Source organism: Methylobacterium sp. 391_Methyba4 (genome assembly GCF_029691625.1).
In the GTDB taxonomy this organism is placed as follows: domain Bacteria; phylum Pseudomonadota; class Alphaproteobacteria; order Rhizobiales; family Beijerinckiaceae; genus Methylobacterium; species Methylobacterium fujisawaense.
This window is the reverse complement of sequence record NZ_CP121475.1, coordinates 4209602-4233583: the sequence shown is the minus strand read 5'-3', so window position 1 is coordinate 4233583 and position 23982 is coordinate 4209602. Positions and strand designations below refer to the sequence as shown.

General features: G+C 71.1%; 22 protein-coding genes. 14 read left to right on the top strand and 8 right to left on the bottom strand.

Annotated features, from left to right (window positions below; genetic code table 11):
* Positions 1–10: 10 nt before the first annotated feature.
* The 3 genes from P9K36_RS19885 to P9K36_RS19875 form a co-directional block, all read right to left on the bottom strand.
* Positions 11–2014, bottom strand: coding sequence for a TonB-dependent siderophore receptor (locus P9K36_RS19885; protein WP_278305841.1), 2004 nt, complete (start codon positions 2012–2014; stop codon positions 11–13).
* Positions 2015–2632: 618 nt separating this feature from the next.
* Positions 2633–3670, bottom strand: coding sequence for a hydroxyacid dehydrogenase (locus P9K36_RS19880; protein ID WP_278305839.1), 1038 nt, complete (start codon positions 3668–3670; stop codon positions 2633–2635).
* A 4-nt stretch (positions 3671–3674) separates the two neighbouring features.
* Entirely contained in the window at positions 3675–4880 is a 1206-nt protein-coding gene (locus tag P9K36_RS19875) for an amino acid aminotransferase (protein ID WP_043761359.1), read from the bottom strand.
* Positions 4881–5082: 202 nt separating this feature from the next.
* Here P9K36_RS19875 and P9K36_RS19870 point away from each other — a divergent pair, with 202 nt between their 5' ends.
* The 3 genes from P9K36_RS19870 (at position 5083) to P9K36_RS19860 (ending at position 7684) form a co-directional block, all read left to right on the top strand.
* Complete coding sequence (locus P9K36_RS19870; protein WP_278305838.1) at positions 5083–6219, top strand: branched-chain amino acid ABC transporter substrate-binding protein; 1137 nt, start codon at positions 5083–5085, stop codon at positions 6217–6219.
* 224 nt (positions 6220–6443) lie between these two features.
* Positions 6444–6719, top strand: a complete 276-nt coding sequence (infA, locus tag P9K36_RS19865) for a translation initiation factor IF-1 (RefSeq protein ID WP_012320343.1) — start codon at positions 6444–6446, stop codon at positions 6717–6719.
* Positions 6716–7684: a DMT family transporter gene (locus P9K36_RS19860; RefSeq protein ID WP_052083654.1), complete on the top strand. Its 969-nt coding sequence runs from the start codon at positions 6716–6718 to the stop codon at positions 7682–7684. Before infA ends, P9K36_RS19860 begins: the two co-directional genes overlap by 4 nt.
* Here P9K36_RS19860 and P9K36_RS19855 read toward each other — a convergent pair.
* Complete coding sequence (locus P9K36_RS19855) at positions 7654–7956, bottom strand: hypothetical protein (RefSeq protein WP_043382873.1); 303 nt, start codon at positions 7954–7956, stop codon at positions 7654–7656. The two genes, P9K36_RS19860 and P9K36_RS19855, sit on opposite strands and share 31 nt — an antisense overlap.
* A gap of 159 nt (positions 7957–8115) precedes the next feature.
* Here P9K36_RS19855 and P9K36_RS19850 point away from each other — a divergent pair, with 159 nt between their 5' ends.
* Positions 8116–8721 (top strand): sulfite oxidase-like oxidoreductase, encoded by a 606-nt coding sequence (locus P9K36_RS19850; protein ID WP_043758763.1) that lies wholly within the window; start codon positions 8116–8118, stop codon positions 8719–8721.
* Positions 8696–9445 carry an FAD-binding oxidoreductase gene (locus P9K36_RS19845; RefSeq protein WP_278305836.1) on the top strand — a complete coding sequence of 250 codons (750 nt, stop codon included), beginning with the start codon at positions 8696–8698 and terminating at the stop codon, positions 9443–9445. The genes P9K36_RS19850 and P9K36_RS19845 overlap by 26 nt, the downstream gene beginning before the upstream one ends.
* A 132-nt stretch (positions 9446–9577) precedes the next feature.
* On the opposite strand, the gene P9K36_RS19840 is transcribed toward P9K36_RS19845, so the two are convergent.
* On the bottom strand, positions 9578–10675 hold the full coding sequence (locus tag P9K36_RS19840) for a calcium:proton antiporter (protein WP_043346728.1): 1098 nt from the start codon (positions 10673–10675) through the stop codon (positions 9578–9580).
* Positions 10676–11024: 349 nt separating this feature from the next.
* Here P9K36_RS19840 and P9K36_RS19835 point away from each other — a divergent pair, with 349 nt between their 5' ends.
* Complete coding sequence (locus P9K36_RS19835) at positions 11025–12776, top strand: DEAD/DEAH box helicase (RefSeq protein ID WP_043382876.1); 1752 nt, start codon at positions 11025–11027, stop codon at positions 12774–12776.
* A gap of 53 nt (positions 12777–12829) precedes the next feature.
* Here P9K36_RS19835 and P9K36_RS19830 read toward each other — a convergent pair whose 3' ends face one another.
* On the bottom strand, positions 12830–13717 hold the full coding sequence (locus tag P9K36_RS19830; protein ID WP_043382878.1) for a hypothetical protein: 888 nt from the start codon (positions 13715–13717) through the stop codon (positions 12830–12832).
* 277 nt (positions 13718–13994) lie between these two features.
* On the opposite strand from P9K36_RS19830, the gene P9K36_RS19825 reads away from it, so the two are divergent.
* The 7 genes from P9K36_RS19825 (at position 13995) to P9K36_RS19795 (ending at position 19391) form a co-directional block, all read left to right on the top strand.
* Positions 13995–15476, top strand: coding sequence for an ATP-binding protein (locus P9K36_RS19825; RefSeq protein WP_278307311.1), 1482 nt, complete (start codon positions 13995–13997; stop codon positions 15474–15476).
* Complete coding sequence (locus tag P9K36_RS19820; RefSeq protein ID WP_043346723.1) at positions 15473–16147, top strand: response regulator transcription factor; 675 nt, start codon at positions 15473–15475, stop codon at positions 16145–16147. Before P9K36_RS19825 ends, P9K36_RS19820 begins: the two co-directional genes overlap by 4 nt.
* A gap of 3 nt (positions 16148–16150) precedes the next feature.
* Positions 16151–16849: a TenA family protein gene (locus P9K36_RS19815; protein ID WP_170861868.1), complete on the top strand. Its 699-nt coding sequence runs from the start codon at positions 16151–16153 to the stop codon at positions 16847–16849.
* A 16-nt stretch (positions 16850–16865) separates the two neighbouring features.
* Positions 16866–17675: a DJ-1/PfpI family protein gene (locus tag P9K36_RS19810; RefSeq protein ID WP_278305835.1), complete on the top strand. Its 810-nt coding sequence runs from the start codon at positions 16866–16868 to the stop codon at positions 17673–17675.
* Between the two features lie 114 nt (positions 17676–17789).
* Positions 17790–18251: a TerB family tellurite resistance protein gene (locus P9K36_RS19805; RefSeq protein WP_043346719.1), complete on the top strand. Its 462-nt coding sequence runs from the start codon at positions 17790–17792 to the stop codon at positions 18249–18251.
* Positions 18252–18266: 15 nt separating this feature from the next.
* A complete protein-coding gene (locus P9K36_RS19800) occupies positions 18267–18671 on the top strand; it encodes a CidA/LrgA family protein (RefSeq protein WP_278305834.1) in 405 nt (134 codons plus the stop codon).
* Between the two features lie 3 nt (positions 18672–18674).
* Positions 18675–19391: an LrgB family protein gene (locus tag P9K36_RS19795; protein ID WP_278305833.1), complete on the top strand. Its 717-nt coding sequence runs from the start codon at positions 18675–18677 to the stop codon at positions 19389–19391.
* Between the two features lie 4 nt (positions 19392–19395).
* On the opposite strand, the gene P9K36_RS19790 is transcribed toward P9K36_RS19795, so the two are convergent.
* Entirely contained in the window at positions 19396–20493 is a 1098-nt protein-coding gene (locus P9K36_RS19790) for an NAD(P)/FAD-dependent oxidoreductase (protein ID WP_043346712.1), read from the bottom strand.
* A 312-nt stretch (positions 20494–20805) separates the two neighbouring features.
* On the opposite strand from P9K36_RS19790, the gene P9K36_RS19785 reads away from it, so the two are divergent.
* Positions 20806–21213, top strand: coding sequence for a MucR family transcriptional regulator (locus P9K36_RS19785; protein WP_043346732.1), 408 nt, complete (start codon positions 20806–20808; stop codon positions 21211–21213).
* A 39-nt stretch (positions 21214–21252) separates the two neighbouring features.
* Here P9K36_RS19785 and P9K36_RS19780 read toward each other — a convergent pair whose 3' ends face one another.
* Positions 21253–23925, bottom strand: coding sequence for a glucosidase (locus P9K36_RS19780; RefSeq protein ID WP_278305832.1), 2673 nt, complete (start codon positions 23923–23925; stop codon positions 21253–21255).
* Between the last annotated feature and the right edge of the window lie 57 nt (positions 23926–23982).

Below are 23982 nucleotides of genomic sequence, written 5' to 3'. Positions count from 1 at the left end.
GGCCGGATCCTCAGAACCGGGCGGCGACGCCGCCGATGATCGTGCGGGGCTGCCCCGGCGTCGCGTAGCGGTTCTGGAACGCGCGGTCGTAGAACGTCGCGTCGAACACGTTGTCGATGTTGAGGTAGATCCGTACGCCCGGCGCGATCTGATAGTACGAGATCAGGTTGACCAGCGTGTATTGCGGCAGGTTGAAGGTCGAAAGCGCCGTTCCCGCGGCGCGCCGGCCGACGAAGTCGAGGCCGCCGCCGAGCCCGAGCCCCTTCAGGTCGCCGCTCTGGAACTCGTAGACGGTCTGGAACGCGAGGCTGTTGGCGGGCACGTTGGCGATGCGCGTGCCGACCGGCAGGGTGTTGTCGCGGGCGACGGTGGCGTCGACCCGCGTGTAGGTCCCGATCACGCGCCAGCCCGGGGCCAGGTAGCCGGCGGCGGTCAGGTCGAAGCCGCGGCTGCGGACCGTGCCGGTGGCCACGCTGAAATTCGGGTCGACCGGATCGGTGCTCAGGATGTTGGAGCGCCGGATCTCGAACAGGGCGGCGGTGGCATCGAGACGGCCGTCGAGGAGGCTGACCTTCGCGCCGGCCTCGTAGCCCTCGCCCGCCTCGAACGCGAAGGGCCGGCCGCTGCGATCCGTGCCGATATTGGGCCGGAAGGAGCGCGCGTAGTTGCCGTAGACCGCCACCGTGTCGGTCAGGTCGTAGAGCAGGCCGAAGCGCGGCGTCGCCACCAGGCCCTGCAGGCCGGTGGTGACCTTGGTCAGGTTGTTCGTCGAGACCAGCCCGAGGTCCTCGACCCTGACGCCCACCAGGGCGTGGAGACGGGGCGTGAGGTCGATCTGGTCCTGCACGTAGCCGGCGTAGCTCTCGGTCTTCTGCAGGAAATTCGTGACCCGCGCGGTGATCGGCGGCAGCGGCTGGCCGTAACGGGGCGCGAGCAGATCGAGGAGGAACGGGTTCGTCGCCACATTCGAGCGGTCGAACACCTCGCGATAGCGATAGAGCTCGTATTCCAGCCCGAGCAGAAGCGTGTGGCGGAACGGGCCGGTGTCGAACTTGCCCGCGAGGTTCACCTGCAGGTCGAGGTCGGACCACGTCAGGTCCCGCCATTCCAGCGTCCGCCGCTGGGTCCGGCCATCCGGTAGCAGGCCGATGGCGCCGACGCCGTAGCCCGACAGGTTCCCGCCGAGCACCTGGGCCCCGGCATTCAGCACCCAGTCCTGGTCGAACCGGTGCTCGACCCGCAGCTGGCCGAGGGCGTTGTCGACATGGGCCGGGGGCAGGCCCGGCTCGCCGATGAAGCGGCTGCGCGGCAGGGCGCGCAGGTTGCCCCCCAACGGGACGACGCCGCGGTCGAAAGTCTGCGCCGTGCTGATGAAGTCACCCTCCAGGGTGATGGTCGTGTCCGCGTTCGGCTTCCAGGCGATGACCGGGGCGAGGGCGTAGCGGTCGCTGGTGACGAAGTCCCGGAAGCTGCCGTTGTCCTCGACGGCGCCGGTGACGCGCGCCAGAACCTGCCCGCTCTCGTCGAGGGCGCCCGTGGCGTCGAAGGTGCTCCGCTTTGCGCCGAAGCTGCCGTACTGCGTGCCGACCGTGAGGGAGCGCGCCGCGAGGGGTTGCTTGGTCACGATGTTGAAGGTGCCGCCGGGGTCGCCGCGGCCGTACAGGAAGGCCGACGGTCCTTTCAGCACCTCGATGCGCTCGATGGAGACGATGTCGGGGCTGTTCGGGTAGCCGCGGTTGATCGGGAACCCGTTGCGGTAATACTCGCCGGTGGCCAAACCGCGGATCGTGAATTCGGTCAGGCCGAGGCCGCCGAAATTGTTGCCGCGGCCGACGCCCGCGAGGTCGAGGGCCGTGTCGATCCGCGTGGCCGCCGCGTCCTCCAGCACCTCCTGCGGCACCGCCACGATGGTCTGGGGCACCTCGCGCACGGGCGTGTCGGTCCGCGTGGCGCTCACCGCCCGCGTGGCCCGGTAGCCGTCGATGCGGGACGGCCCGTCGCCGGTCCCGGCCACCGAGAGTTCCTCGAGCTGGACCTCCTGGGAGTTGTCAACGATAGGTTGTGCCCAGCCGGAAGTCGGAAGAAATACTGGAGCGAGGAGGAGAGAGATTCGGGCCGCGTGCCTGGAAACGCCGCGCGATGCCCGCGTGCAAGATCTTGCACAGTTACGCCATACCACGATGTCGACCGTTCTGTTTCGAATGGCGCCAGATACGGTGCAGAAACATTCACGGTCAAGCTTGATTGCGAAAGGTTTCGCAAAGCTAGATTTCGAATAATTACAATCTGAGCGGGATCGACAGTTCGGCCGGGCTGGCGGAGCGCACGGCGTACGGTTGAGCAGCTCCGTTGTTGCCTCGAACTTCCGGTGCTCGTGTGTGGACGAGCGAGCGGTGGATGTATCGGAGCCGTTCGGCCCCATCATCTCGGGCCGCTTCGCCGAGCCCGGGATCCAGCCCCATCGAGGCGAGAAGATCTCGCACGGACCCCGGCTTCGGATCGCCCGCCTCCCGCATGCCCCTGCGGCGCCGGGATCGCCTTCGACCCGGGATGACGGCGCGACGCCGCGGCTGAGCCGGCGTCCAACATCGACGCGGAGGCGAAGCCTCTTCAGCCCCGCACCGGCTCGCGGTCAGGCGCCGCCGAGCAGCCGCGCCCGACGCTCCAGCACGGCGGGCCAGATCTCCGGGTTGACGAGCCGCGGCGGCGTCTCGCCCCGGAGCAGGCCGATGATCTGCTCCGCGCCCCAGGCCGCTACGGTGCGCCGCGCCTCGTGGGTGACGCCGGCGGTGTGGTAGGTCGCCACCACGGTGTCGAGCTGCAGCAGGACCGAATCGAGGGGCGGCGGCTCCGGCGTCCAGACATCGAGGCCCGCCCCCGCGAGGTGTCCGGCGGTGAGCGCTGCGGCGAGCGCCGCCTCGTTATGGATACCGCCCCGGGCCGTGGTGATGAACAGCGCCCCCGGCTTCATCGCCGCGAAGGCCCGGGCGTCGAAGCTGCCCCGGGTCGTGTCGTCGAGGGGGCAGTGCAGGGAGACGATGTCGGACTCGGCGAGCAGCCGCGCCCGGTCCACCGGCTCTGCGCCGCGGGACCGGATCTCGGCGTCCGGGAGCAGGGGATCGTGGGCGAGGACCCGCATGTCGAAGCCGCGGGCCAGCTTGGCGACCGCCCGGCCGGTATGCCCGATCCCGATCAGGCCCAGGGTCGCGCCGCCGATCTCGTGGCCCATGAGCGATTCGCGGGTGAAGCCGCGCGCGGTCCGGAGCAGGCGGTCCGAGACGCAGATCTTGCGCGAGACGGCGAGCATCAGGCCGATCGCCAGCTCCGCCACCGAGCGGGCATTGCCGCCCACTTGGTTGACCACCGCGACGCCGGCCCGGGTGCAGGCGGCGGCATCCACCGTGTCGAAGCCCGCCCCGCCCGACGAGACCGCCAGAAGGTTCGGGCATTCGGCCAGCAGGGCGTCGCTCACGTGCCAGCGGAGCGGCAGCTCGTTCCGCGCCGGAGAGACGTGGAAGACGTGGGCCTGCGCCAGAAGCGTCCGGAGCTTGTCCTCCGGGCCCTGCAGGTCGCCCACCTGCAGGTCGATATCGGGCTCGGCCCTCAGGCGTTCGTCGAAGGCCGGATCGATCCAGACGTTGAACCGGAAAACGCGCTTGAGGGCCGCCACATGTTCAGCCCTTCACCACCGCGTCGATCGCATCGATGACGTGGTCGATGTTATGGGTGTTGACCGCGGCCACGCAGATCCGGCCCGTCTCCAGGGCGTAGACCTCGTGCTCCTCGCGCAGGCGGGTGGCCTCCGCGGGGCTGAGACCCGTGTAGGAGAACATGCCCTTCTGCGTCTTGATGGCGTCGAAGCCGCGCTCGGGGTGGCGCTGCTGCAGGCTGTCGGCCATCCGCTCACGCATGGCGCGGATCCGGTCCCGCATCTCGCCGAGCTCCCGCTCCCAGTCGGCGCGCAGCTCCGGATCGGTGAGCACGATCTCGACGATCGCGGCGCCGTGGGTGTGCGGGTTCGAGTAGCTCGCCCGGACGAGGCGCTTGGCGAAGGACTCGACCTTGGCCTTCGCGGCCGGATTCTCCGCCACGATGGTGAGCGCACCGACGCGCTCGCCGTAGAGCGAGAACGACTTCGAGAACGAGGAGGCGACGAGGAACTCCTGGCCCGACTCGGCGAAGAGGCGCACCGGCTCGGCATCGGCATCGAGGCCGTTGCCGAAGCCCTGATAGGCGATGTCGAGGAACGGGATCAGGCCGCGCTCCGCCATCAGGGGCACGAGGTCGCGCCACTCGTCGAGGCTGAGATCGGCGCCGGTCGGGTTGTGGCAGCAGGCGTGCAGCACCACGATCGACCCCTTCGGCAGATCCTGGAGATAGGCCTTCATGGCCGGATAGTCGGCGCCGCCGGTCTCGGCCGAGAAGTAGGGATAGTCGACCACGGTGAAGCCGGCCTGGGTGAACAGGGCCTTGTGGTTCTCCCAGCTCGGGTTGCTCACCGCCACGGTGGCGTTCGGGAAGAGCTTGGCCAGAACGTCCGCGCCGGTCTTCAGGGCGCCGGTGCCGCCGATGCTCTGGAGCGTCGCCGCCCGGTTCTGGGACAGGATCGGGGCGCCCTTCCCGAACAGCAGCTCCTGGACCGCGTCGCGGAACGGCTTGGTGCCCTCGATCGGACGATAGGTCTTCGGCAGGCCCTTCTCGATCCAGCGCTTCTCGGCGGTCTGCACGGCGCGCAGGCGCGGCACCTTGCCGTCCGCATCCGTGTACACGCCGACGACGAGGTTGAGCTTCTTCGGGCTCGGGTCGGCGTTGAAGGCCTCGAACAGGCGCATGATCGGGTCGAGCGGCGCGTCCTGGATGCCGGCGAACAGCGAGGTCATGATCGTCAATCGTCCCAGAGGGTCTCGGCCGGCGACGCGTGGAGGGGCGCCGGCACGCCCGGCGACGGGCCGGGCCGACGCCCTTATTCCGCACATCGCGCCCGCCCGCCAGCGCTTCTGCGCGCATCAGCGTCCCGATCCGTTCAACGATCCGGTGACGCTGCTCTTCCGGATGGGGCTCCGACGGCCCTAGAGTGCCGCCATGATGCGTCGCCTCATCCCGATCCTCGCCGGTCTCCTCGCGGCTAGCCCGGTCGTCGCGCAGGCTCCGGTCCGGATCGGGCTTTCGGCCCCGCTGACCGGGCCGGACGCCGCCTTCGGCCAGGGACTGCGGCAGGGGGCCGAGCAGGCGGTGGCCGATCTCAATCGCGCCGCCGGCGGGCGCCCGCGCTGGGTCCTGGTCCCCGCCGACGACGGCGGCGAGGCCCGGCAGGCCGCCGCGAACGCCAGGAAGTTCGCCGCCGACGGCGTGCGCCTCGTGGTCGGGCCGCTCGAATCCGGGGCGGTCGCGGCCGCGGCGCCCGTCTACGAGGAGGCCGGGGCCGTCATGGTGGCGCCCGCGGCGGCCTACGGGCCGCTCACCGGCCGGGGCCTGTGGAACCTGTTCCGCCTGGGCCCGAGCGACGCCCAGCAGGGCCGGGCGGCCGGAGCCTACCTGGCGAAGGCCTTCGCGGGGCGCCGGGTCGGGATCCTCAGCGACCGCTCCACCTTCGGCCGGGGCCTCGCCGACGCGGTGGCGGCGCGTCTGAAGGAGGCCGGCACGCCGGAGGTGCTGTTCGACGGCTTCGCCCGGGGCAGCCGCGATCTCTCCGACCTCGTCGCCCGGCTGAGGGCGGCGCGGCTCGATGCGGTGTATTTCGGCGGGCTCGCGCCCGATGCCGCCACCCTGCTCCGCGCTTTGCGCGCGGCCGGCCTCGGCACGACCCTGGTGGCGAGCGATGGCATCCTCGACCCGAGCTTCGCCGCGGCGGCCGGCGCAGACGGGGACGGGACCGTGATGACCCTGGCGCCCGATCCACCGCGCCTGCCCGAACCGCGCGGCGCCCGCCCGGCGCCGCGGAGTCCCGAGGCCGAGAGCGTCGCGGCTGGGGCCTACGCGGCCGTGGAGCTCCTGACCCAGGCGACCGAGCGCGCCCGGGCGGCCGATCCGAAGACTGGCCGCATCGCCGACGGCCGCAAAGTGGCCGAGGCCCTACGGGCGGGGCCGTCGCGGACGCTGCTCGGATCGGTGGCCTTCGATGCCCGGGGCGACCGCTCCGCAGCGCCGATCGCCCTCCGGATCTGGCGCCGGACCGCGGATGGGCGCCTCGACTATGCCGGCAACGACGCGGAGCCCTGAAAGCCGGCGATGAAAACCGGCGAAACGTGTCGATGACGGAACGGGTTCGGCGTCCGTGACTTGCGGCGGGTTCCCGCGGGGACTACATGCGGGCGGTGCTGCTGAGCTGGCGCGGGCGGTCCACCGGATCGGATCCGCGCCCTGCGGCGTTTCCCGAGCTCGATGACAGCTGAACACGCATTGCCGGAACGCCTGCTGCCGGACGGTCCGACTGGAGAAGGTGCATGGCGAAAGAAGAATTGATGCAGTTCGACGGTCTCGTGATCGAGATCCTGCCGGACGCACGCTACCGCGTGCAGCTCGACCAGGGCCACGAGATCGTGGCCTACACGGCCGGCAAGATGAAGAAGAACCGCATCAAGACGCTGGCCGGCGACCGGGTCACGGTCGAGATGTCGCCCTACGACCTCGAGAAGGGGCGCCTCGTGTTCCGCCACAAGGATGAGCGCTCGTCCGGCCCCCGTCCGCCCGTGCGGGGCGGCCAGTTCCGCCGCCGGTGAGGATCCGGGGCGCGAGCCGGGCTTCCCCGGCCGCGTCCGCCTACCTGCTGCTGACCGTCACGGCGCTCCTCTGGGCCGGCAACGCCGTCACCAGCCGCTGGGCGCCCGGCCACGTCTCGCCCCAGGTCATCACGACGCTTCGCTGGGCGGTCGCCTGCCTGGTCCTCATGCCCTTGGCCGGCACCCGGCTCCTGGCCGCTTGGCCGGAGCTTCGGCCCCACTGGCTGCGCATCCTGCTGATGGGCGGCCTGGGCTACACGGCCTTCAACTGTCTGTTCTATGCGGCCGGCGTTCATACCGGCGCGATCAACCTCGCCCTGTTCCAGGGGTCGATCCCGGTCCTGGTGATCGTCCTGAACCGGCTCGCCTACCGGGTGCCGGTCACGCCTGGGCAGGTGCTCGGCGTCGTTCTGACGCTGATCGGCGCGGGACTCGCCGCCACCCATGGCGATTGGTCGGTGCTGACGAACCTCGCCTTCAACCGCGGCGACGTGCTCGTCTTCGCGGCCTGCCTGCTCTACGCGGGCTACACGGTCGTCCTGCCGACGCGCCCGAAGGTGCCGGCGCTCGTGTTCTTCGCCGCGATGGCCATCGCGGCGTTCGTCACATCCCTGCCGCCCCTGGCCGTCGAGTGGGCGACGGGGCACGCCGTCTGGCCCAACCGCGCGGGCTGGATCATGGTCGCCTTCGTCGGCCTCGGGCCGTCGCTTCTGGCGCAGCTCTTCTTCATGCGCGGCGTCGAGCAGATCGGCCCGAACCGCGCCGGCCTGTTCGTCAACCTCGTGCCGATCTTCGGCGCGATCTTCGCCGTCCTGCTGGTCGGCGAGCCGTTCGGGGCGACGCAAGCGCTCGCCCTGGCCCTGGTGTTGGCCGGGATCGCCTGCGCCGAGCGCCTGAAACCGGCGCTCGCCGCGGAGGCGACTCCGGAAGCCGCTTATTCGCAGACGCGGACGCGGCGGATGTAGACGTCGCCGTAGGGATCGATGGTCCGGCGGCGCTCGAAGTGGCAGACCGGGCCGTAATCCTCCTCGACGTAGACCGGCGGCGGGGCGCGGTAGACCGGGCGGCCCGGATAGTAGCCGTTGTTGGCCGACGCGATGGCGCCGCCGACCGCCAGGCCGCCGAGCACGCCGAGGGCGGCCGCGCCGCCGGCACCGATCCCGTCGCGGGCCTGGGCGGCCGGTGCGAGGGTGGCGAGGCTCCCGACGACCAGGCTCGTCGCGAGAAGGTACTTCATGACATCCCCCTGAAAGCAGGCGATTCGCGCCGATCGATCGGCACAGTCCTGCTAGCACACCCGAGCTTTGGGGCGTTTGTTCGGCCGCACATGCCGGCTTGACGCGAGGTGCTCCGCCGCACCAAACCCGGGGGGAGAGCGAGAGGGGCGGCGACCGGCATGGTGACACGGGGCTTCGTCGGACGCAGGCAGCCGCCGGAAACGGGCGCGCGCCTGCCGCCGGGTCAGTATCTCACCGAGGATTTCCCGATCCTCCAGATCGGCCCCAACCCGACCGTTGACCTGGCCACCTGGACGTTCACGCTGCGCGCGGGGTCGCGGCCGATCAAGGCGTGGAGCTGGGCGGAATTCGAGGCGCTGCCTCGCACCACCTGGAAGGGCGACATCCACTGCGTCACCAAGTGGTCGAAGTTCGACACGACCTGGGAAGGCGTCAGCTTCGACGACCTGCTGGCGGATGCCGGGATCGAGGCGCCGACGAACTTCCTGCTCGCGGAATCCCACGACGACTACACCACGAACGTGCCGGTGGCCGACCTCGTGGGCGGTCGCGCCCTGGTGGCGACGCGCTACGAGGGCCAGCCGATCCATCCCGATCACGGCGGCCCGGCGCGGCTTTTCGTGCCGCACCTCTACTTCTGGAAGAGTGCCAAATGGGTGAAGGGCCTGCGCTTCACCCAGGTGGACACGGCCGGCTTCTGGGAGCTGCGCGGCTACCACATGTACGGGGATCCTTGGCGTGAGCAGCGCTACATCGGTGATTGAGTCGGTGATCGAGCCCGTCGTCTTCCGCTGGCACGAGGCGGAGATCACCGCGCTCTCGCCGGTCACGCCGCACGTGAGGAGCGTCCGTCTGCGCTGCAGCCTCGCCGAGGCTTACCGGGCCGGGCAGCACGTCGATGTCCGCCTCACCGCCGAGGACGGCTACCAGGCGCAGCGCAGCTACTCCATCGCCTCGGCCCAGGACGGCAGCGGCACACTGGAGCTGATGATCGAGGCCCTGCCGGACGGCGAAGTCTCGGGCTGGTTCTCGCACTTGGCCGAAGTCGGCGACCGGGTCGAGCTGCGCGGGCCGATCGGCGGCTCGTTCTCCTGGGACGGCCCCGATGGCGGGCCGCTGCTCCTGGGCGGCGGCGGGTCGGGCGTGGTGCCGCTCCTGGCGATGCTGCGGCGGCGGGCGCAGGGCTGGCGGCAGATCCCGGCGGCGCTGATCTATTCGGCCCGCACCCGGGCGGAGGCCATCGCGGTGGCCGAGCTGGAGCGGCTCGCGGAAGCCGATCCCAACTTCTCCCTGCATCTTGCGACGACGCGCGAGCCCGGCGGCAAGCGGATCGACGCGCCCCTCGTCGCCGATGCCCTCGCGCGGATCGGGGCGCCCGGGAAGGTCTTCCTCTGCGGCTCCAACCGGTTCGTGGCCGCAGCCTCGGACCTGATCCTGGCGGGGGGCGTCGCGCCGGGCCTGATCCGCACCGAGCGCTTCGGCGCCTGAGCGCCGGGGGCCCGCGCCGGCATGGCGGGCGAAGGCGGAGTCGATCGGGTCCCCGTCTTCAGGACCTGACGGAGCCCGTCACGGAGTGCGTAGAGGAAAGGCCGTCGGTGACGAACCCGATCCCCGCGAGGATCACGGGCTGAAGATCAGCACGAGGTAGACGAAGAACAGCACGAGATGCACCGCGCCCTCCAGCACGGTGGTGCGCGAACCCGAGAAGGTCTGCGCGCTGAGGATCAGCGTGACGGCGAGGAGGGTCATCTCGGTGGGCTTGAGGCCAAGCACCACGGTCTGGCCGGTGAGCAGCCCGATGGTCAGGATCGCCGGCACGGTGAGGCCCACCGTCGAGGTGGCCGCGCCGAGGCACAGATTGATCGCCCGCTGGAGTTCGTTGCGGGCCACCGCCTTCAACGCCGAGATCCCCTCCGGGGTGAAGACGATGGCGGCGATCAGCACGCCGCCCAGCGCCGAGGGCGCGCCGAGGGCCGCGATGCCGTGGTCGAGGATCACCGCGAGGCTCTTGGCGAGGATCACGATCGGCAGGACGTTGGCGAGCAGCAGCCCGATATGCTTGGCGATGCCGCCCCCCGAGATCGAGTCGGCGCCGTGGGGCGCCTCGGCGCTCTCGCGGGCTTCCGCATCGATGAAGAAGTCGCTGTGACGGCCGGTCTGGATCAGCAGAAACACGCCGTAGAGCGCGAGGGTGAACACCGAGAACGTCACCGCCTGCAGGATCGTCAGGGTGCCGTCGCTGGTGGAGCTGGTGAAGTTCGGGATGATCAGCGCGATGGTGGTGAGCGGGATGATCACCGACAGGAAGGCCGAGGCGCCCTGAAGGTTGTAGCGCTGCTGGTGATGGCGCAGGCCGCCGACCAGGAGGCCCAGCCCGACCACGCCGTTCAGCACGATCATCAGGACCGCGAACATCGTATCGCGCCCCAGCGTCGGCGCGTCCTTGGCCGACAGCATCACGGCGGAGATCAGCGCCACCTCGATGATGACGATCGAGAGGGTCAGCACCAGGGTGCCCAGGGGCTCGCCCAGACGGTGGGCCAGCTCCTCGGCCTCGTGCACCACCCCGAAGGCCGCCCAGACGATCACCGCGAGCAGCCACGCGAACAGGCCGCCGGCGAAGAGCGGCCGCGACAGGTCTCCGAGCCAGTCCTTGCCGAACCACGCGAAGGCCAGAACCGTCGCCCAGGCTACCGCCACCCGCAGGGCTGCCATCATGATGAACGTGTACTCCGGTCGGGGCGCGTCGCGGCTGCGACAGGCGAAACTTGACCGTGCCTTAGCAGGTCGCCGCACCAGAGTCGGCCCTTCGTCCCGGCCTCGTCACGGCTTCGCACCGCTCGCAAGGACGCGGTCCACGGCAAGTCGTCCGGTGGAAGGTTCGAGCACCCCGCAACCGGCGCGTCCCGGATTGAGCGCCTGCAACCGCCCCATGCTGCGGCGGGAGTGGTCAGGCGGCTCGCGACGCGTTACCGTCTCGACACCCGAATAAAGTCCGGCGCCTGATTCCCCCGCCGCGCGATGGCGCGCTGCCGGGCGCGGCACGGCCGTTGAGAGTTTCCGAAGCTTGCCTTTCCCGACCCTGCCCGCCCCCCTCGCGCGGGCCCTGAGCGACCGCGGCTATGCCGATCCGACCCCGGTCCAGGCCGCCGTGCTTGAGGCCGCCGCCGGCTCCCGCGACCTCCTCGTCTCGGCCCAGACCGGCTCCGGCAAGACCGTGGCCTACGGCCTCGCCATGGCCAGTATCCTAATTGGGGAGGCCGACCAGCTGCCACCTCCGGCGGCGCCCCTGGCCCTCGTGATCGCCCCGACCCGGGAACTCGCCCTGCAGGTGCAGCGCGAGCTGTCCTGGCTGTACGGACCCGCCGGCGGCCGCGTCGCGGCCTGCGTCGGCGGTATGGACCCGCGCCGGGAAAGCCGGATGCTGGCGGAGGGCACCCACATCGTGGTGGGCACGCCGGGGCGCCTGCGCGATCACCTCGAGCGCCGCAACCTCGACCCGACGGCCCTGCGGGCCGTGGTCCTCGACGAGGCCGACGAGATGCTCGATCTCGGCTTCCGGGAGGATATCGAGTTCATCCTCTCGGCGACGCCGCCGGAGCGGGCCACCTACCTGTTCTCCGCGACCCTGCCGAAGGCGATCGAGACGCTGGCCGAGCGCTACCAGCACGGCGCGCTCCGTCTGGCGATCAAGGGCGAAACCAAGGGACATGCCGACATCGCCTACCGGGCGGTGCGGATCATGCCGCGGGAGACCGAGCACGTCGTGCTCAACCTCCTGCGCGAGGCCGATGCCGCGACCGCGATCGTCTTCTGCAACACCCGCAACGCCGTCCGCCATCTCCAGGCCAGCCTGACCGAGCGGGGTTTCTCCGTGGTGGCGCTGTCGGGCGAACTTGGCCAGGGCGAGCGCAATGCCGCGCTCCAGGCCCTGCGCGACGGCCGCGCCCGGGTCTGCGTCGCCACCGACGTGGCCGCCCGCGGCATCGACCTGCCGTCCCTGAGCCTCGTCATCCACGCGGACCTGCCGCACGATGCCGAGGTGCTCCAGCACCGCAGCGGCCGTACCGGTCGCGCCGGCCGCAAAGGCACCTCGGTGCTGCTCATCCCCAATTCCCGGCGACGCCGCGCCGAGCAGATGTTCGCCATTGCCAAGGTGAGCCCCGAATGGTCGGGGCCGCCCTCGGCCGACGAGATCCGGCGCCTCGACGGCGAGCGCATGCTCTCGGATCCGCTCTTCGCCGAGCCGCCCGCCGAGGAGGATGTCGCGCTCGCCGAGACGCTGCTCGCCGGCAAGAGCCCGGAGGAACTGGCTGCCCTGCTGGCCCGCGTCTACCGCACCCGCCTGCCGGCTCCCGAAGAGGTCAGCGATCCCGGAGAGGGCCGCGCTCCCCGGGGCGAGCGGCCGCCCTACGACCCGATGGATCCGGAGCGGATCGCCGCCATGGGGCCGGCCGTCTGGTTCCGCCTCAACCTCGGCCGCCGCGACAACGCCGACCCGCGCCGTCTGCTGCCGATGCTGACCCGGCGGGGCGGCATCGGGCGCCAGGAGATCGGTGCGATCCGGATCTTCGACCGCGAGACCAAGTTCGAGGTGCGGGGCAACGCGGCGGCACGCTTTGCCGAAGCGTTCGCCCGGAACGGCTCGCCGGATATCCAGGTCGAGGCGCTGGTGGGCGATGCGGGGCCGGATGAGCGCAGGGACCGACCGGGTGGTCCGAAGGGTTTTGCGAGCCCGCGCGCCGGGAAGCACCAGCGCAAGGTGGATCGCACCGGGCCGAAGAGCGATAAGGCCGGGCGCCATTCCGGACGGGCCTGAGCGCCGGATCGGAAGACTTGTCCGGCCCCCATGCGCGGGGCCGGAGCCTCGGGTCAGAACACGTTCTTCACGGCGTTGCCGAGAGCGTCGACGCTTTCCTTCAGCTTCCGACCGGCCGGTGCGAGGGACGGGAGCTTGATCCCGAGCACCTCGGTGTCCTCCGCCTCGGCGGGTTCTGCCTGAGCCACGGTCGCGGGCGCAGTGCCGGTGGCCTTCTCGGCCGCCCGCGCCGGCGCAGGCGCCTTGCGGGTCGCCACCGCCTTCGAGGCGGGCTTCTCGGGGCGCTCGATCTTCTGGGCGCGCTCGACCTTCTCGGCGCGCTCGACCGGCGCCGGGCGCTCGGTCCGCTCGGTCGCGGGAGCCGGATTCGGCACGGCCGGTTCAACGAGTTCGCGGGCCCGGACCGTCTCGGACGCGCGGGGCGTCTGGAGCGATGCCGTGCGGGTCGACGCCAGCGGCGCGACCTCCCGCGTGGCCGCCACCGGCATAACGGGGGTCGGGACCGGGATGCGCTGCGTCGGCGGGACCGGTGCCGCGGCGACCTTGGCGGGCTGTGAGGCGGCCGAGGGCGGGGCGGCGGGGGCCTTCGCGGGCGTCACGATGGGCGAGAAGGCCTCGGGCAGCGCGACCATCCGCAGGGCCGGCGCCTCGGGCTTGGCGGGCACCGCCGCCGCCGGCGCTGCCTGGACGGAGCCCTTGATCACGGGCAGCCCGTCCTTCAGCTCTGGCCAATCGGCGGCCTGCTTGGACGCGACGATCCGCACCGGCGTCGGCGCCGCGAGGCCGGCCATCACCGTCGAGGCGGCAACGCCGAAGCCCACCAGCGCGCCCGCGCCGGCTACGCCGAACAGCACGACCTTGAGGTTCAGCGACGGCCCGGGCTTGGCCGACGGCCTCCGGTCGGGCCGGGTCTCGGACGGGTCGAGGTTGAGATCGATCATGGTCCGGGGTCTCTGACTCGATACACGCCGCGCGCGACCGGGCTCCCCATGACCGGCCGCCACTCTTCGAGGATTCGAAGCTGGTTCGACTCTGTTGGCGATAGAGAAGCTGCAATACGGCGCAATGATGTCGGCCCGAATTGCCAGCCCAGCCAGTCGTGATCCGGCTATCCACAACATAACGCGCCGCCGCTTAAGAATCGGTATTCGGACCGCCCGTGCCGATGCGCGCGTCGGGGTCCGCGCGGCCATGGCCCGGTCGGCCGCGGGGCGCGGCATGGACTTCGCCGGCACGGTCGCTATGCGTCACGGTGTGGATACGAGCCCGACCCTGACCCCGAGAACCGCGGTACCCGCCGCGCCGATCAGACCCCGCGCCGGCCTTTGGCCCTGGTCCGGCTGGTCGACGCGCGCGCGGCTCGTCGCGGTGGTGCTGCTCATCGATGCCTTCGCGGCTTTGATCTCCTGCGCGGTCATCGTGCTGAACGCCCGGTCGGCGGTGCGCGTCGAGACCCGCGCCTCCCTCGCCACCGTCGAGTCGCTGGTGGCCGACACGATCCGCCTGTCCGACACGGCCTCCCCCGACACGCTGCTCCAGACGCTCGACCTCCGCTTCAAGGTCCTGCGGCATGTCCGGGTCGCGGTGCTCGATGCGGATGGCGACCAGATCGGCCGGCCGTTGCCGCCGACCCGCGCGGACCGGGAGGCACCCCACTGGTTCGCCGACCTGATCATGCCGCCGATCGAGCGCCACGCCCTGCCGATCGTCGTCGACGGGCGTCGCCTCGGGACGGCGCAGATCACCACGCAGCCGATGGACGAGATCGACGAGATCTGGGGCTATGCCCGTGCGCTCTCGCTGACCACCCTGGCGATCAACGCCGCGATGCTGATCGCCCTCTACATCGCCCTGGGCCGGATCCTCGCGCCGCTGCGGCGGCTCGGCGCCGGCCTGACCCAGCTGGAGCATCACGACTACACGGCCCGCCTGGAGCCGCCCGGTGCCCGGGAGCTGGCGGTGATCGCCGAGCGGTTCAACAAGGTCGCCGAGGCCCTGGGCGAGGTCCGGGCCGCCAACGGCCGCCTCAACCGCCAGCTTCTGACCGCCCAGGACGACGAGCGCCGCCGGACAGCCCTGGAGCTGCACGACGAGTTCGGCCCCTGCCTGTTCGCCCTGGAGGCCAACGCCGCCTCGATCGGCCGTATCGCCTCCGGCTCCGCCGAGCCCAGCCGCGAGAAGCTCGCCGCCCGGGCGGCCGAAATCAGCGCCATCGTCGGCCAGGTCCAGACGGTCAACCGGGAGCTTCTGAACCGCCTGCGGCCGCACGGACTCGGGCAGGCGCCGCTCGCGACTTGCCTGGACCTGCTCCTGCGCGGCTTCGGGCAGCGCCACCCCGGCCTCAGCTTCGTGGGCCGGTTCGACGGTCTGGCCAAGGGCTACGGCGACCTCGTGGACCTCACGGTGTTCCGCTGCGTGCAGGAGAGCGCCACCAACGCCGTGCGGCACGGCGCCGCGACCCGGGTGGAGGCCGAGGCGACCGAGGCCGAGGGCCGGCTCGACCTCACCATCCGCGACAACGGCACCGGAATCCCCCCGGAACACGGCACCGGGCTCGGTCTGTCGGGGATGCGCGAGCGCGTGGAGGCCCTCGGCGGCACCTTCGCCCTTGACAATGCCGGCCCCGGGGCGATCGTCCGGATCATGATCCCCGTTCCGCCTGACCGGGGCGACGAGACCAGCACCGCGCCGAGCGCATGAACGCCATCGCATCCCAGATCGACGCCGCCGCCACGCGCCTGCCGGTTCTCGTCATCGATGATCACCCCATCGTCCTGCAGGGCTGTCGACGCGTCCTGGAGGATTCCGGCGTGGAGACCATCGCGGAGGCGACCACCGTCGTCGGCGGCTACCGGATCTTCCACCGGCTCCGTCCGCCGGTGGTGATCTGCGACCTGACCTTCCAGGGCAGCGGCATGGCTGGCCTCGGCCTGATCCGGCGCATCCGGGCGGTGGCGCCCGAGACGCGCATCCTCGTCTTCAGCATGCACAACGACCCGGTGATCGTCGCCCGCGCCCTCGAGGCGGGGGCCCTCGGCTACGTCCTCAAGGATCACGCCTCCGCCGAACTGTTCGAGGCCTTCGCCAAGGTGCGTATCGGCGAGGTCTACCTCGACCGGCGGCTGGCCACCGAGGTGGCGATGCTGCGCGCCGACGCCCGCCGCGCACCGGAATCGCAGCTGACCCCCCGCGAGCAGCAGATCCTGGCGCGCCTCGCCCAGGGCCGCTCCTACGGCGCCATCGCGGCCGACCTGTCGGTGAGCTACAAGACCGTGACGAATGCCTGCTCGCAGATGCGCCAGAAGCTCGGCGTGCGCACCCTCGCCGAGCTGATCCACGTCGCCGTCACCCACGCGCAGCGGCAGGGCTAGGGCGTGGCGTCTCTCGGACTGGCCGAGGCGGGCGCGCCGGTCTCGTTCTCGCAGGAGGCCTGGGCGCGCAACGCCGCCGCCTACGAGACCATCCGGTCGATGCCGTTCAATGCCGAGCTCGCCGCCGGCACGCTGCCGCAGGGTCGGTTCCGGCACTACATCGTGCAGGACGCGCACTACCTGATCGGCTTCGGCCGGGCGCTGAGCCTCGCCGCCGCGAAGGCGCCGGATCCCGACGCGATCGTGCAGTTCTCCCGGGCCGCGCAGGAAGCGATCGTCGTCGAGCGCGCGCTCCATGGCGGCTTCTTCCGCGACTACGGCATCGGCCCGGAGACCTTCGCGGCCACGCCCCTGACGCCGGCCTGCGATCATTACGTCTGCTACCTGCTCGCCACCGCCTATGCCGAGCCCTTCGCGGTGGTCTGTGCCGCGCTGCTGCCCTGCTTCTGGATCTACAAGGCGGTGGGCGACGACATCTTCGCCCGCGCCGCGCCCGGCAACCCGTACCGCGCCTGGATCGACACCTATGCGGGGGCTGACTTTGCCGAGGCGGTGGCGGCCATGATCGCCGCCACGGATCGGGCCGCGCGGGACGCGTCGGCGGCCGAGCGCGCGCGGATGCATCAGGCCTTCACGCAGGCCACCCGGCTGGAATGGCAGTTCTGGGACAGCGCCTACCGCGACGCGGCCTGGTCCCTGTGACCGGCCCGGCGCGCCCGTGACCGCGCCGGAGGCTCGCCGCCGGGATCTCGTCGCCGCGGCACTCGCCGCCGCCCTGGTCTGGCCGCTCCGTCCGGCGCAGGCCGCCGGCTCTGCAGACGCGCCGGACCCGATTTCGCCGGAGCCGATCCCGCTGGACCGCCCCGTCCGGATCGCCATGCTGCTCTATCCGGGCCTGACCGCCCTCGATCTCGTGGGCCCGCAGACCTTCCTGGCCGGCCTCGCTCCGGGCAGCCTCCACCTCGTCGGTGCGGAGACCGGTCCCGTCACGAGCGATACCGGCCTCGCCCTGGTGGCGACCCACAGCTTCGCGACCTGCCCGGCGGATCTCGACGTCCTGTTCGTGCCCGGAGGCGACGGCACGCCCGCCCAGATGGGCCATGCGGCGCTCCTCGCCTTCCTGCGCGACCGCGCCGCCCGGGCCGGCTGGGTCGTCAGCGTCTGCACCGGATCGCTGATCCTGGGGGCGGCCGGCCTCCTGCGGGGCTACCGCGCGACGTCGCACTGGAGCGTGCGCGACGCTGTGCTGCCGCTCCTCGGCGCCGAACCGGTGGCGGAGCGCGTCGTGTTCGACCGCAACCGCGTCACCGCGGCCGGGGTCTCGGCGGGGCTCGACCTCGGGCTGGCGCTCGCCGCCCGCCTGCGCGGGGCCGACTACGCCCGCACCGCGCAGCTCGTCGCCGAATACGCTCCGGCACCGCCGTTCCGGGCCGGCACACCGGCGGAGGCCGGTCCGGCCGTGGTCCGGGCCGCCGAGTCGATTCTCGCGCCGCTGGTGACGGGGGCCGAGGCCGTGGCGCGCCGTTGAGGGCCGCGCTGGCGATGCAACTTCGCCACGGTCGGGCGCCACGTGCGGCGCCGTGCTTGACGGAGCGACGCCGGGGACCGAACTGTTGCGCTGCACGATCCCCCCGGAGCCGCCATGTCCCTGATCGCACGCCTGCGCGCCTACGCGGCCGAGGCTCTCGGCGTCGGCAACCCCGAGACCGTGGACGAGACGCATCTCGCGGCCACGGCGCTCCTCGTCCACGTCGCCCGCGTCGACGGCATTCTGGCGCCGGCCGAGAGCGAGCGTCTGTCGCGCCTCGTCCAGGGTCATTACGCCGACGGGCCGGATGCGGCACGGGCCCTGATCGAGCGGGCCGCCGCCATGGACTCGGAGGTGCGCGACGTGGCGAGCCTCGTGGAGATGATCCCCCACGAGGCCGACCGGGCCGAGCGCGAAGAGCTGCTGACCATGGCGTGGTCGGTCGCTGCGGCGGACGGCAACGTTGACGAGTTCGAGGAGGCCCTGGTCGAGCGCCTCGGCCGCCTGCTCGGCTTCGACGAGGCCGCCATCTCGGCCGCCCGGCGGAGCGGTCAGCAGGGTGTCGCGGCCGCCTAGCCCTCGCGTCCCGCCATGATCGCCAGTCTGGCGCTGATCCTGCTCGCCCATCTGCTGGGCGAGGTCCTGGCGCGCGGCGCGGGCGTGCCGGTGCCGGGGCCGGTGATCGGCATGGGCTTGATGTTCGCGTTCCTGCTGCTGCGCGACAGCGCGGGGCTCGGCCTGTCGCGCTTCCTGCCGAAGCCGCTCACCGATGGGACGCTCGAAACGACGGCGCGCGGCCTGCTGATGAACCTGTCGCTCCTGTTCGTTCCGGCGGGGGTCGGCGTCGTCGGCCGCCTCGACCTGCTCCGGGCCCAGGGTGCCAAGCTCGCCCTCGTGCTGATCGTCTCGACGGCGCTGTCGCTGCTGGTGACCGTCCTGGTCTTCCGTGCCGTGGCCGCCCGGGTCGAACGGCGTCGACCCGACGGAGAGCCCTGACGCATGGGCGGCGATTTCTCGCTCTGGGTCTATCTCGCCAAGACGCCGCTCCTGTGGCTGACGGTGACGCTGACCGCCTACGTCCTGGCGGACCGGATCGCCGCGGCCACGGGCCGGCACCCGATCGCCAACCCCGTGCTCATCACCGTGGCCCTGGTCGGTGCGGTCCTGGCCATCACGGACACGCCCTACGGGACCTATTTCGAGGGCGCGCAATTCGTCCACTTCCTGCTCGGACCCGCCACCGTGGTTCTGGCCATGCCCCTCTACGAGCGGCGTGCCACGGTCCTGCGCGCCCTCGCGCCGATGCTCGCGGCCCTCGCCGCCGGCTCGGCCACCACGCTCGCCGTGGTCATCGCCCTCGCGCGGCTCCTCGACATCCCGCAGCCGGTCCTCGTCTCGCTGGCCCCGAAATCCGTGACGTCGGGGGTGGCGATGGGTATCGCGGAAGCGCTGGGCGGCGATCCGACGCTCACGGCCATCCTGGTGATCCTCACCGGCATCATCGGGGCGATCCTGGTCACGCCGATGATGAACCTCCTGCGCATCCGCGACATGCGCGCCCGCGGCTTCGCGGCCGGGCTCGCGGCCCACGGCATCGGAACGGCGCGCGCCTTCCAGGTCAGCGAGGTGGCCGGGACCTTCGCGGGCATCGCCATGGGGCTCAACGCCTTCGTGACGGCGATCCTCGCCCCCCTGGCGCTGCACCTGCTGTTCTGAGGCCTCAGGCGTCCAGACGGTCGGCCACCGCCTCGGCGAGCGAGAGGCTGGAGGTCAGCCCCGGGCTCTCGATCCCGAACAGGTGCACGATCCCGGGCAATCCGTGCTCCGCCGGGCCGTCGATCCGGAAGTCGGCCGCCGCCTCGCCCGGCCCCGTCAGCTTGGGGCGCAGGCCCGCATAGTCCGGATACAGCGCCCCGTCCGGCAGACCGGGCCAGTACCGCCGGATCGCGCCGTAGAAGGCCTCGGCGCGCCGGGGATCGACCCGGTAATCGAACCCGTCCACCCATTCCACGTCGGGCCCGAAGCGGGTGCGTCCGGCGAGGTCGAGGGTCAGGTGGATGCCGAGGCCGCCGTCGATCCGCGGCGCCGGGTAGATCAGCCGCGAGAAGGCCGGCTTGCCGGTGCAGCCGAAATAGTTGCCGCGGGCGAGGCGCAGCCTCGGGACGCGCTCGGCCGGGTAGCCCTCCGTGCGGGCGGCCAGGGCCGGGGCGCCGAAGCTCGCGGCATTGACGACCGCGTCGAAGGCCATCGTCCCCGGCTCGGCACCGCCGAACGCGGCCTGCCACTGCCCGTCCCGCTGCGTCAGGCCCTCCACCGGGGTGCGCAGGGCGAGGGCGCCGCCGTGGTCCTCGATCTCGCCGAGCAGGGCGAGCATCAGCGCATGGCTGTCCACGATGCCGGTGCGCGGCGAATGCAGCGCCACCGTGCAGGTGAGATTGGGCTCCAGGCGCCGGGCCGCATCGCCGTCGAGCAGCTCCAGGCCCGCCACGCCGTTGGCCTCGCCCTGCCGGCGGATCGCCGCGATGGTCTCGGCCTCGGCATCGTCGGACGCGACGATCAGCTTGCCGCAGGCGCGATGCGGGACACCATGACTCGCGCAAAAGTTGTATAGTCGATGCGAGCCCGCGACGCAGTGATGCGCGCGTTCCGAGCCGCTTGGATAGTACATGCCCGCATGGATCACCTCTGAGCTTCGGGCCGACACGCCGGTTCCGAAGGCCTCCTCGGCTTCCGCCACCACGATGGCGTGTCCGCGCAGCGCGAGCGCCCGCCCGATGGCGAGACCGACGACGCCGGCTCCGACGACCAGGACCTCCATGTTTTCGGGCTCTCCATCGCGCCCCGACGGGCAGGTGAGTCTTCAATACCGCACTTCAATCGGAACCACGACGCGTCCGTTGATTCGTCATTGACCCTAAATCTCAATCCTAAGTAGAAATATCGGCGTCATCAATGCGCGTCTCGGTTGTGGTGACGGTGATCTGGCGCATAATGGGTCACTCACCGCCTCCGGCCGGGGCCGAAACCGTCTCACGAACATAGATCCGGCCGTCGGCGGCGAAGCATCCGACGGAAGCCACGAGAGCTACAACCGAACACAACCGAACAACGTCGAACCGAGGTGATGACCATGCCGACGACATCGCCGAGCGTCGAACTCGCCGCAAAGATCCTGAGCGCCTACGTCACGCGCAACAGCGTCCCGGCGGGAACGCTCCCCGACCTGCTCTCCGAGGTTCACCGCTCCATCACCGCCCTGGACCAGCCGGTCGAGCCGCAGGTGAAGCGCCCGACCGAAGCACAGATCCGCGCCTCGATCCGGCCGGACACGCTCATCAGCTTCGAGGACGGCAAGCCCTACAAGGCCCTGCGGCGGCATCTGACGATGCGCGGCCTCACGCCCGAGGCCTACAGGGCCAAGTGGGGCCTGCCGGTCGATTACCCGCTGGTCTCGGCGGTCTACAGCGCTCGCCGCTCGACGATCTCCCGCCAGATCGGGCAGGGGCAGCGCCTGCGGATGCAGCAGGCCGCGGAATAGCCGGCGCGATCCCTCGCCGGTGCCGGCGAGGGGCGACCGTCACGTCCAGTCCGGGGCCGGGACCTCGGCGCCCGCGGTCGCCACCTCCTGGATCAGCAGGGCCACGAGCCCCGACCATCCGGTCTGGTGCGCGGCGCCGACCCCGCGACCCGTGTCGCCGTGGTAATATTCGTAGAACAGGACCAGATCGCGGAAATGCGGATCCTCCTGTTCGATCCGGCTGTCCCCGTAGACGGGCCGTCGCCCGTCCGGGCCGCGGGTCGAGAGTCCGATCAGACGCCGTGACAGGTGGGCGGCGATCTCGCGCAGCGAATAGGTCCGTCCGGAACCGGTCGGTGCCTCGACCCGGAAATCCGGGCCGTAATAGTCGTGGAAGCGGTTCAACCCGGCGATCAGCAGGTAATTGACCGGCATCCAGACCGGGCCCCGCCAGTTCGAGTTGCCGCCGAACAGGCGCGAGCGCGACTCCGCCGGCTCGTAGGCGAGGCCCAGGTCGCTGCCGTTCCAGGCGAAGCAGAACGGCGCGTCCGCATAGACGCGGGAGACGGCCCGCAACCCGTGCTTCGAGAGGAACTCGTTCGGATCGAGGGCGCGCTGCAGCAATGCCTTCAGCCGGTGCCCGCGCAGCAGCGACAGCAGCGCGGTCTGGCCCTCGCCGGGTTCGTTCCAGCGCGAGACCAGGGTCGCAAGGTCCGGGCGGTTCTTCAGGAAGAACAGCATCCGGTCGCGCAGCGATGGAAGCCGCTCCAGATCGCAGGCATTGATGACCGCCACCGCGAAGATCGGGATCAGACCGACCATGGTCCGGGCCCGGATCGGGAGGCGCTGTCCGTCACGGGTCTCGATCACGTCGTAGAAGAAGCCGTCCGGCTCGTCCCAGACACCGGCGCCGGTGGCAGCCGCGATGAGGAGGAAGTGCTCGAAGAACTTCTCGGCCATGTCCTCGTAGGTCGGGTCCTCGAGGGCCAGCTCGATGGCGATCCGCATCAGGTTGAGAGCGTAGGTCGCCATCCAGGCCGTCGCGTCGGACTGGGTCAGCGAGGCGCCGTCGCCCACCGGCTTCGACCGGTCGAAGATGCCGATGTTGTCGAGGCCGAGGAAGCCGCCCTGGAACAGGTTGCGGTCGTCGGAATCCTTGCGGTTCACCCACCACGTGAAGTTCAGGGTGAGCTTGTTGAAGATCCGCTTCAGGAAAGCGTGGTCCGGCGTGCCGGTCAGCGCCCGGTCCAGCTCGAAGACCCGCCAGGCGGCCAGCGCGTGGACCGGCGGATTGGCGTCTCCGAAGCCCCATTCGTAAGCCGGCAGCGCGGCGTTCGGATGGGTGTAGGCCTCGTCGACCAGGAGCAGGAGCTGGTTCTTCGCGAAATCGGGATCGATCAGCCCGAACACGATCGCCTGGAGGGCCAGATCCCAGGAGGCGAACCACGGATACTCCCAGGCATCCGGCATCGAGATGATGTCGTTGGCCCGCAGATGGGCCCAGTCGCTGTTGCGGCCGTGCCGCCGCTCCGGCGCCGGTGCGGGCTGCGCCGGGTCGCCGGTGAGCCATTCGCGCACGTCGTAGTGGTAGAGCTGCTTCGACCAGAGCATGCCGGCGAGGGCCTGCCGTTGCACGAGCCGCATCTCGGGATCGGCGATCGGCGCCTGAAGCGCCCCGTAGAAGTCGTCGGCCTCCGCCTCCCGGTCGGCGAAGACGGCGTCGAAATCCGCGAAGGGCTCGCCCGGCGCGGTCTCGGGGCGCAGGCGCAGGCGCAGGATCCGCGTCTCCCCGGGGCCGAGATGGAGATCGTAGCGGACGGCGCACTTGGTGCCCGACAGGGCGTTGGCGGCGGCCCGGTTTCCGCCCGCGACGCATCGGTCGATCCCGTCCTTGTAGAAGCCCTCGGCCGAACCGGTGCCGAACAGCCGATGCGTGTTCGTCTCGTTCTCGGTGAACAGCAACTCGCCCGCGCCCTCGGCGAAGAAGCGCAGGCCCGGCATCTCGGGATGGCGCGCCCAGACCGAGCCATCCGAACCGGCCATCAGCTCCGGCTTCTGGACGCCCTGCTTCCAGGACCATGTGTTGCGGGCCCAGAGCTGAGGCAGGAGCGTCAGGTCGGCGGGGTCCGGACCGCGATTGGTGGCGGTGACCCGCATCAGGATGTCGTCCGGCGACGCCTTGGCGTAGGCGATCGCGACGTCGAAATAGCGGCCGGCGTCGAACAGGCCGGTGTCGAGGAGCTCGTATTCCGGGTCGTCGAGACCGCGCCGCGCATTCTCCTCGACCAGCCGCTCATACGGAAAGGCCGCCTGCGGGTACTTGTACAGCATCCGCATGAAGGCGTGGGTCGGGATACCGTCGAGGTAATAGTAGAGTTCCTTGACGTCCTCGCCGTGGTTGCCTTCCTGATTGGTCAGGCCGAACAGGCGTTCCTTGAGGATCGGGTCCCGCCCGTTCCACAGGGCGAGGGACAGGCACCAGTTCAGATGCCGGTCGCCGAAGCCGCCGATCCCGTCCTCGCCCCAGCGGTAGGCGCGGGATCGGGCGTGGTCGTGGGGCAGGTAGTCCCAGGCGTCGCCGCCCGGGCTGTAATCCTCCCGCACGGTGCCCCATTGCCGGTCGCTGAGATACGGTCCCCAGCGGCGCCAGGCCGGATCGGAGCGGGCCTCCACGAGACGGCGTCCCTCGGCGGTCTCGAAAAGGTTGCGCGGCACGCCGTTGGGCTTGGTCATAGGCTCGCTGCTCCTGCCCCCGCGGTCGCATCAACCGATAGTGCCGCGCCGCCGGCA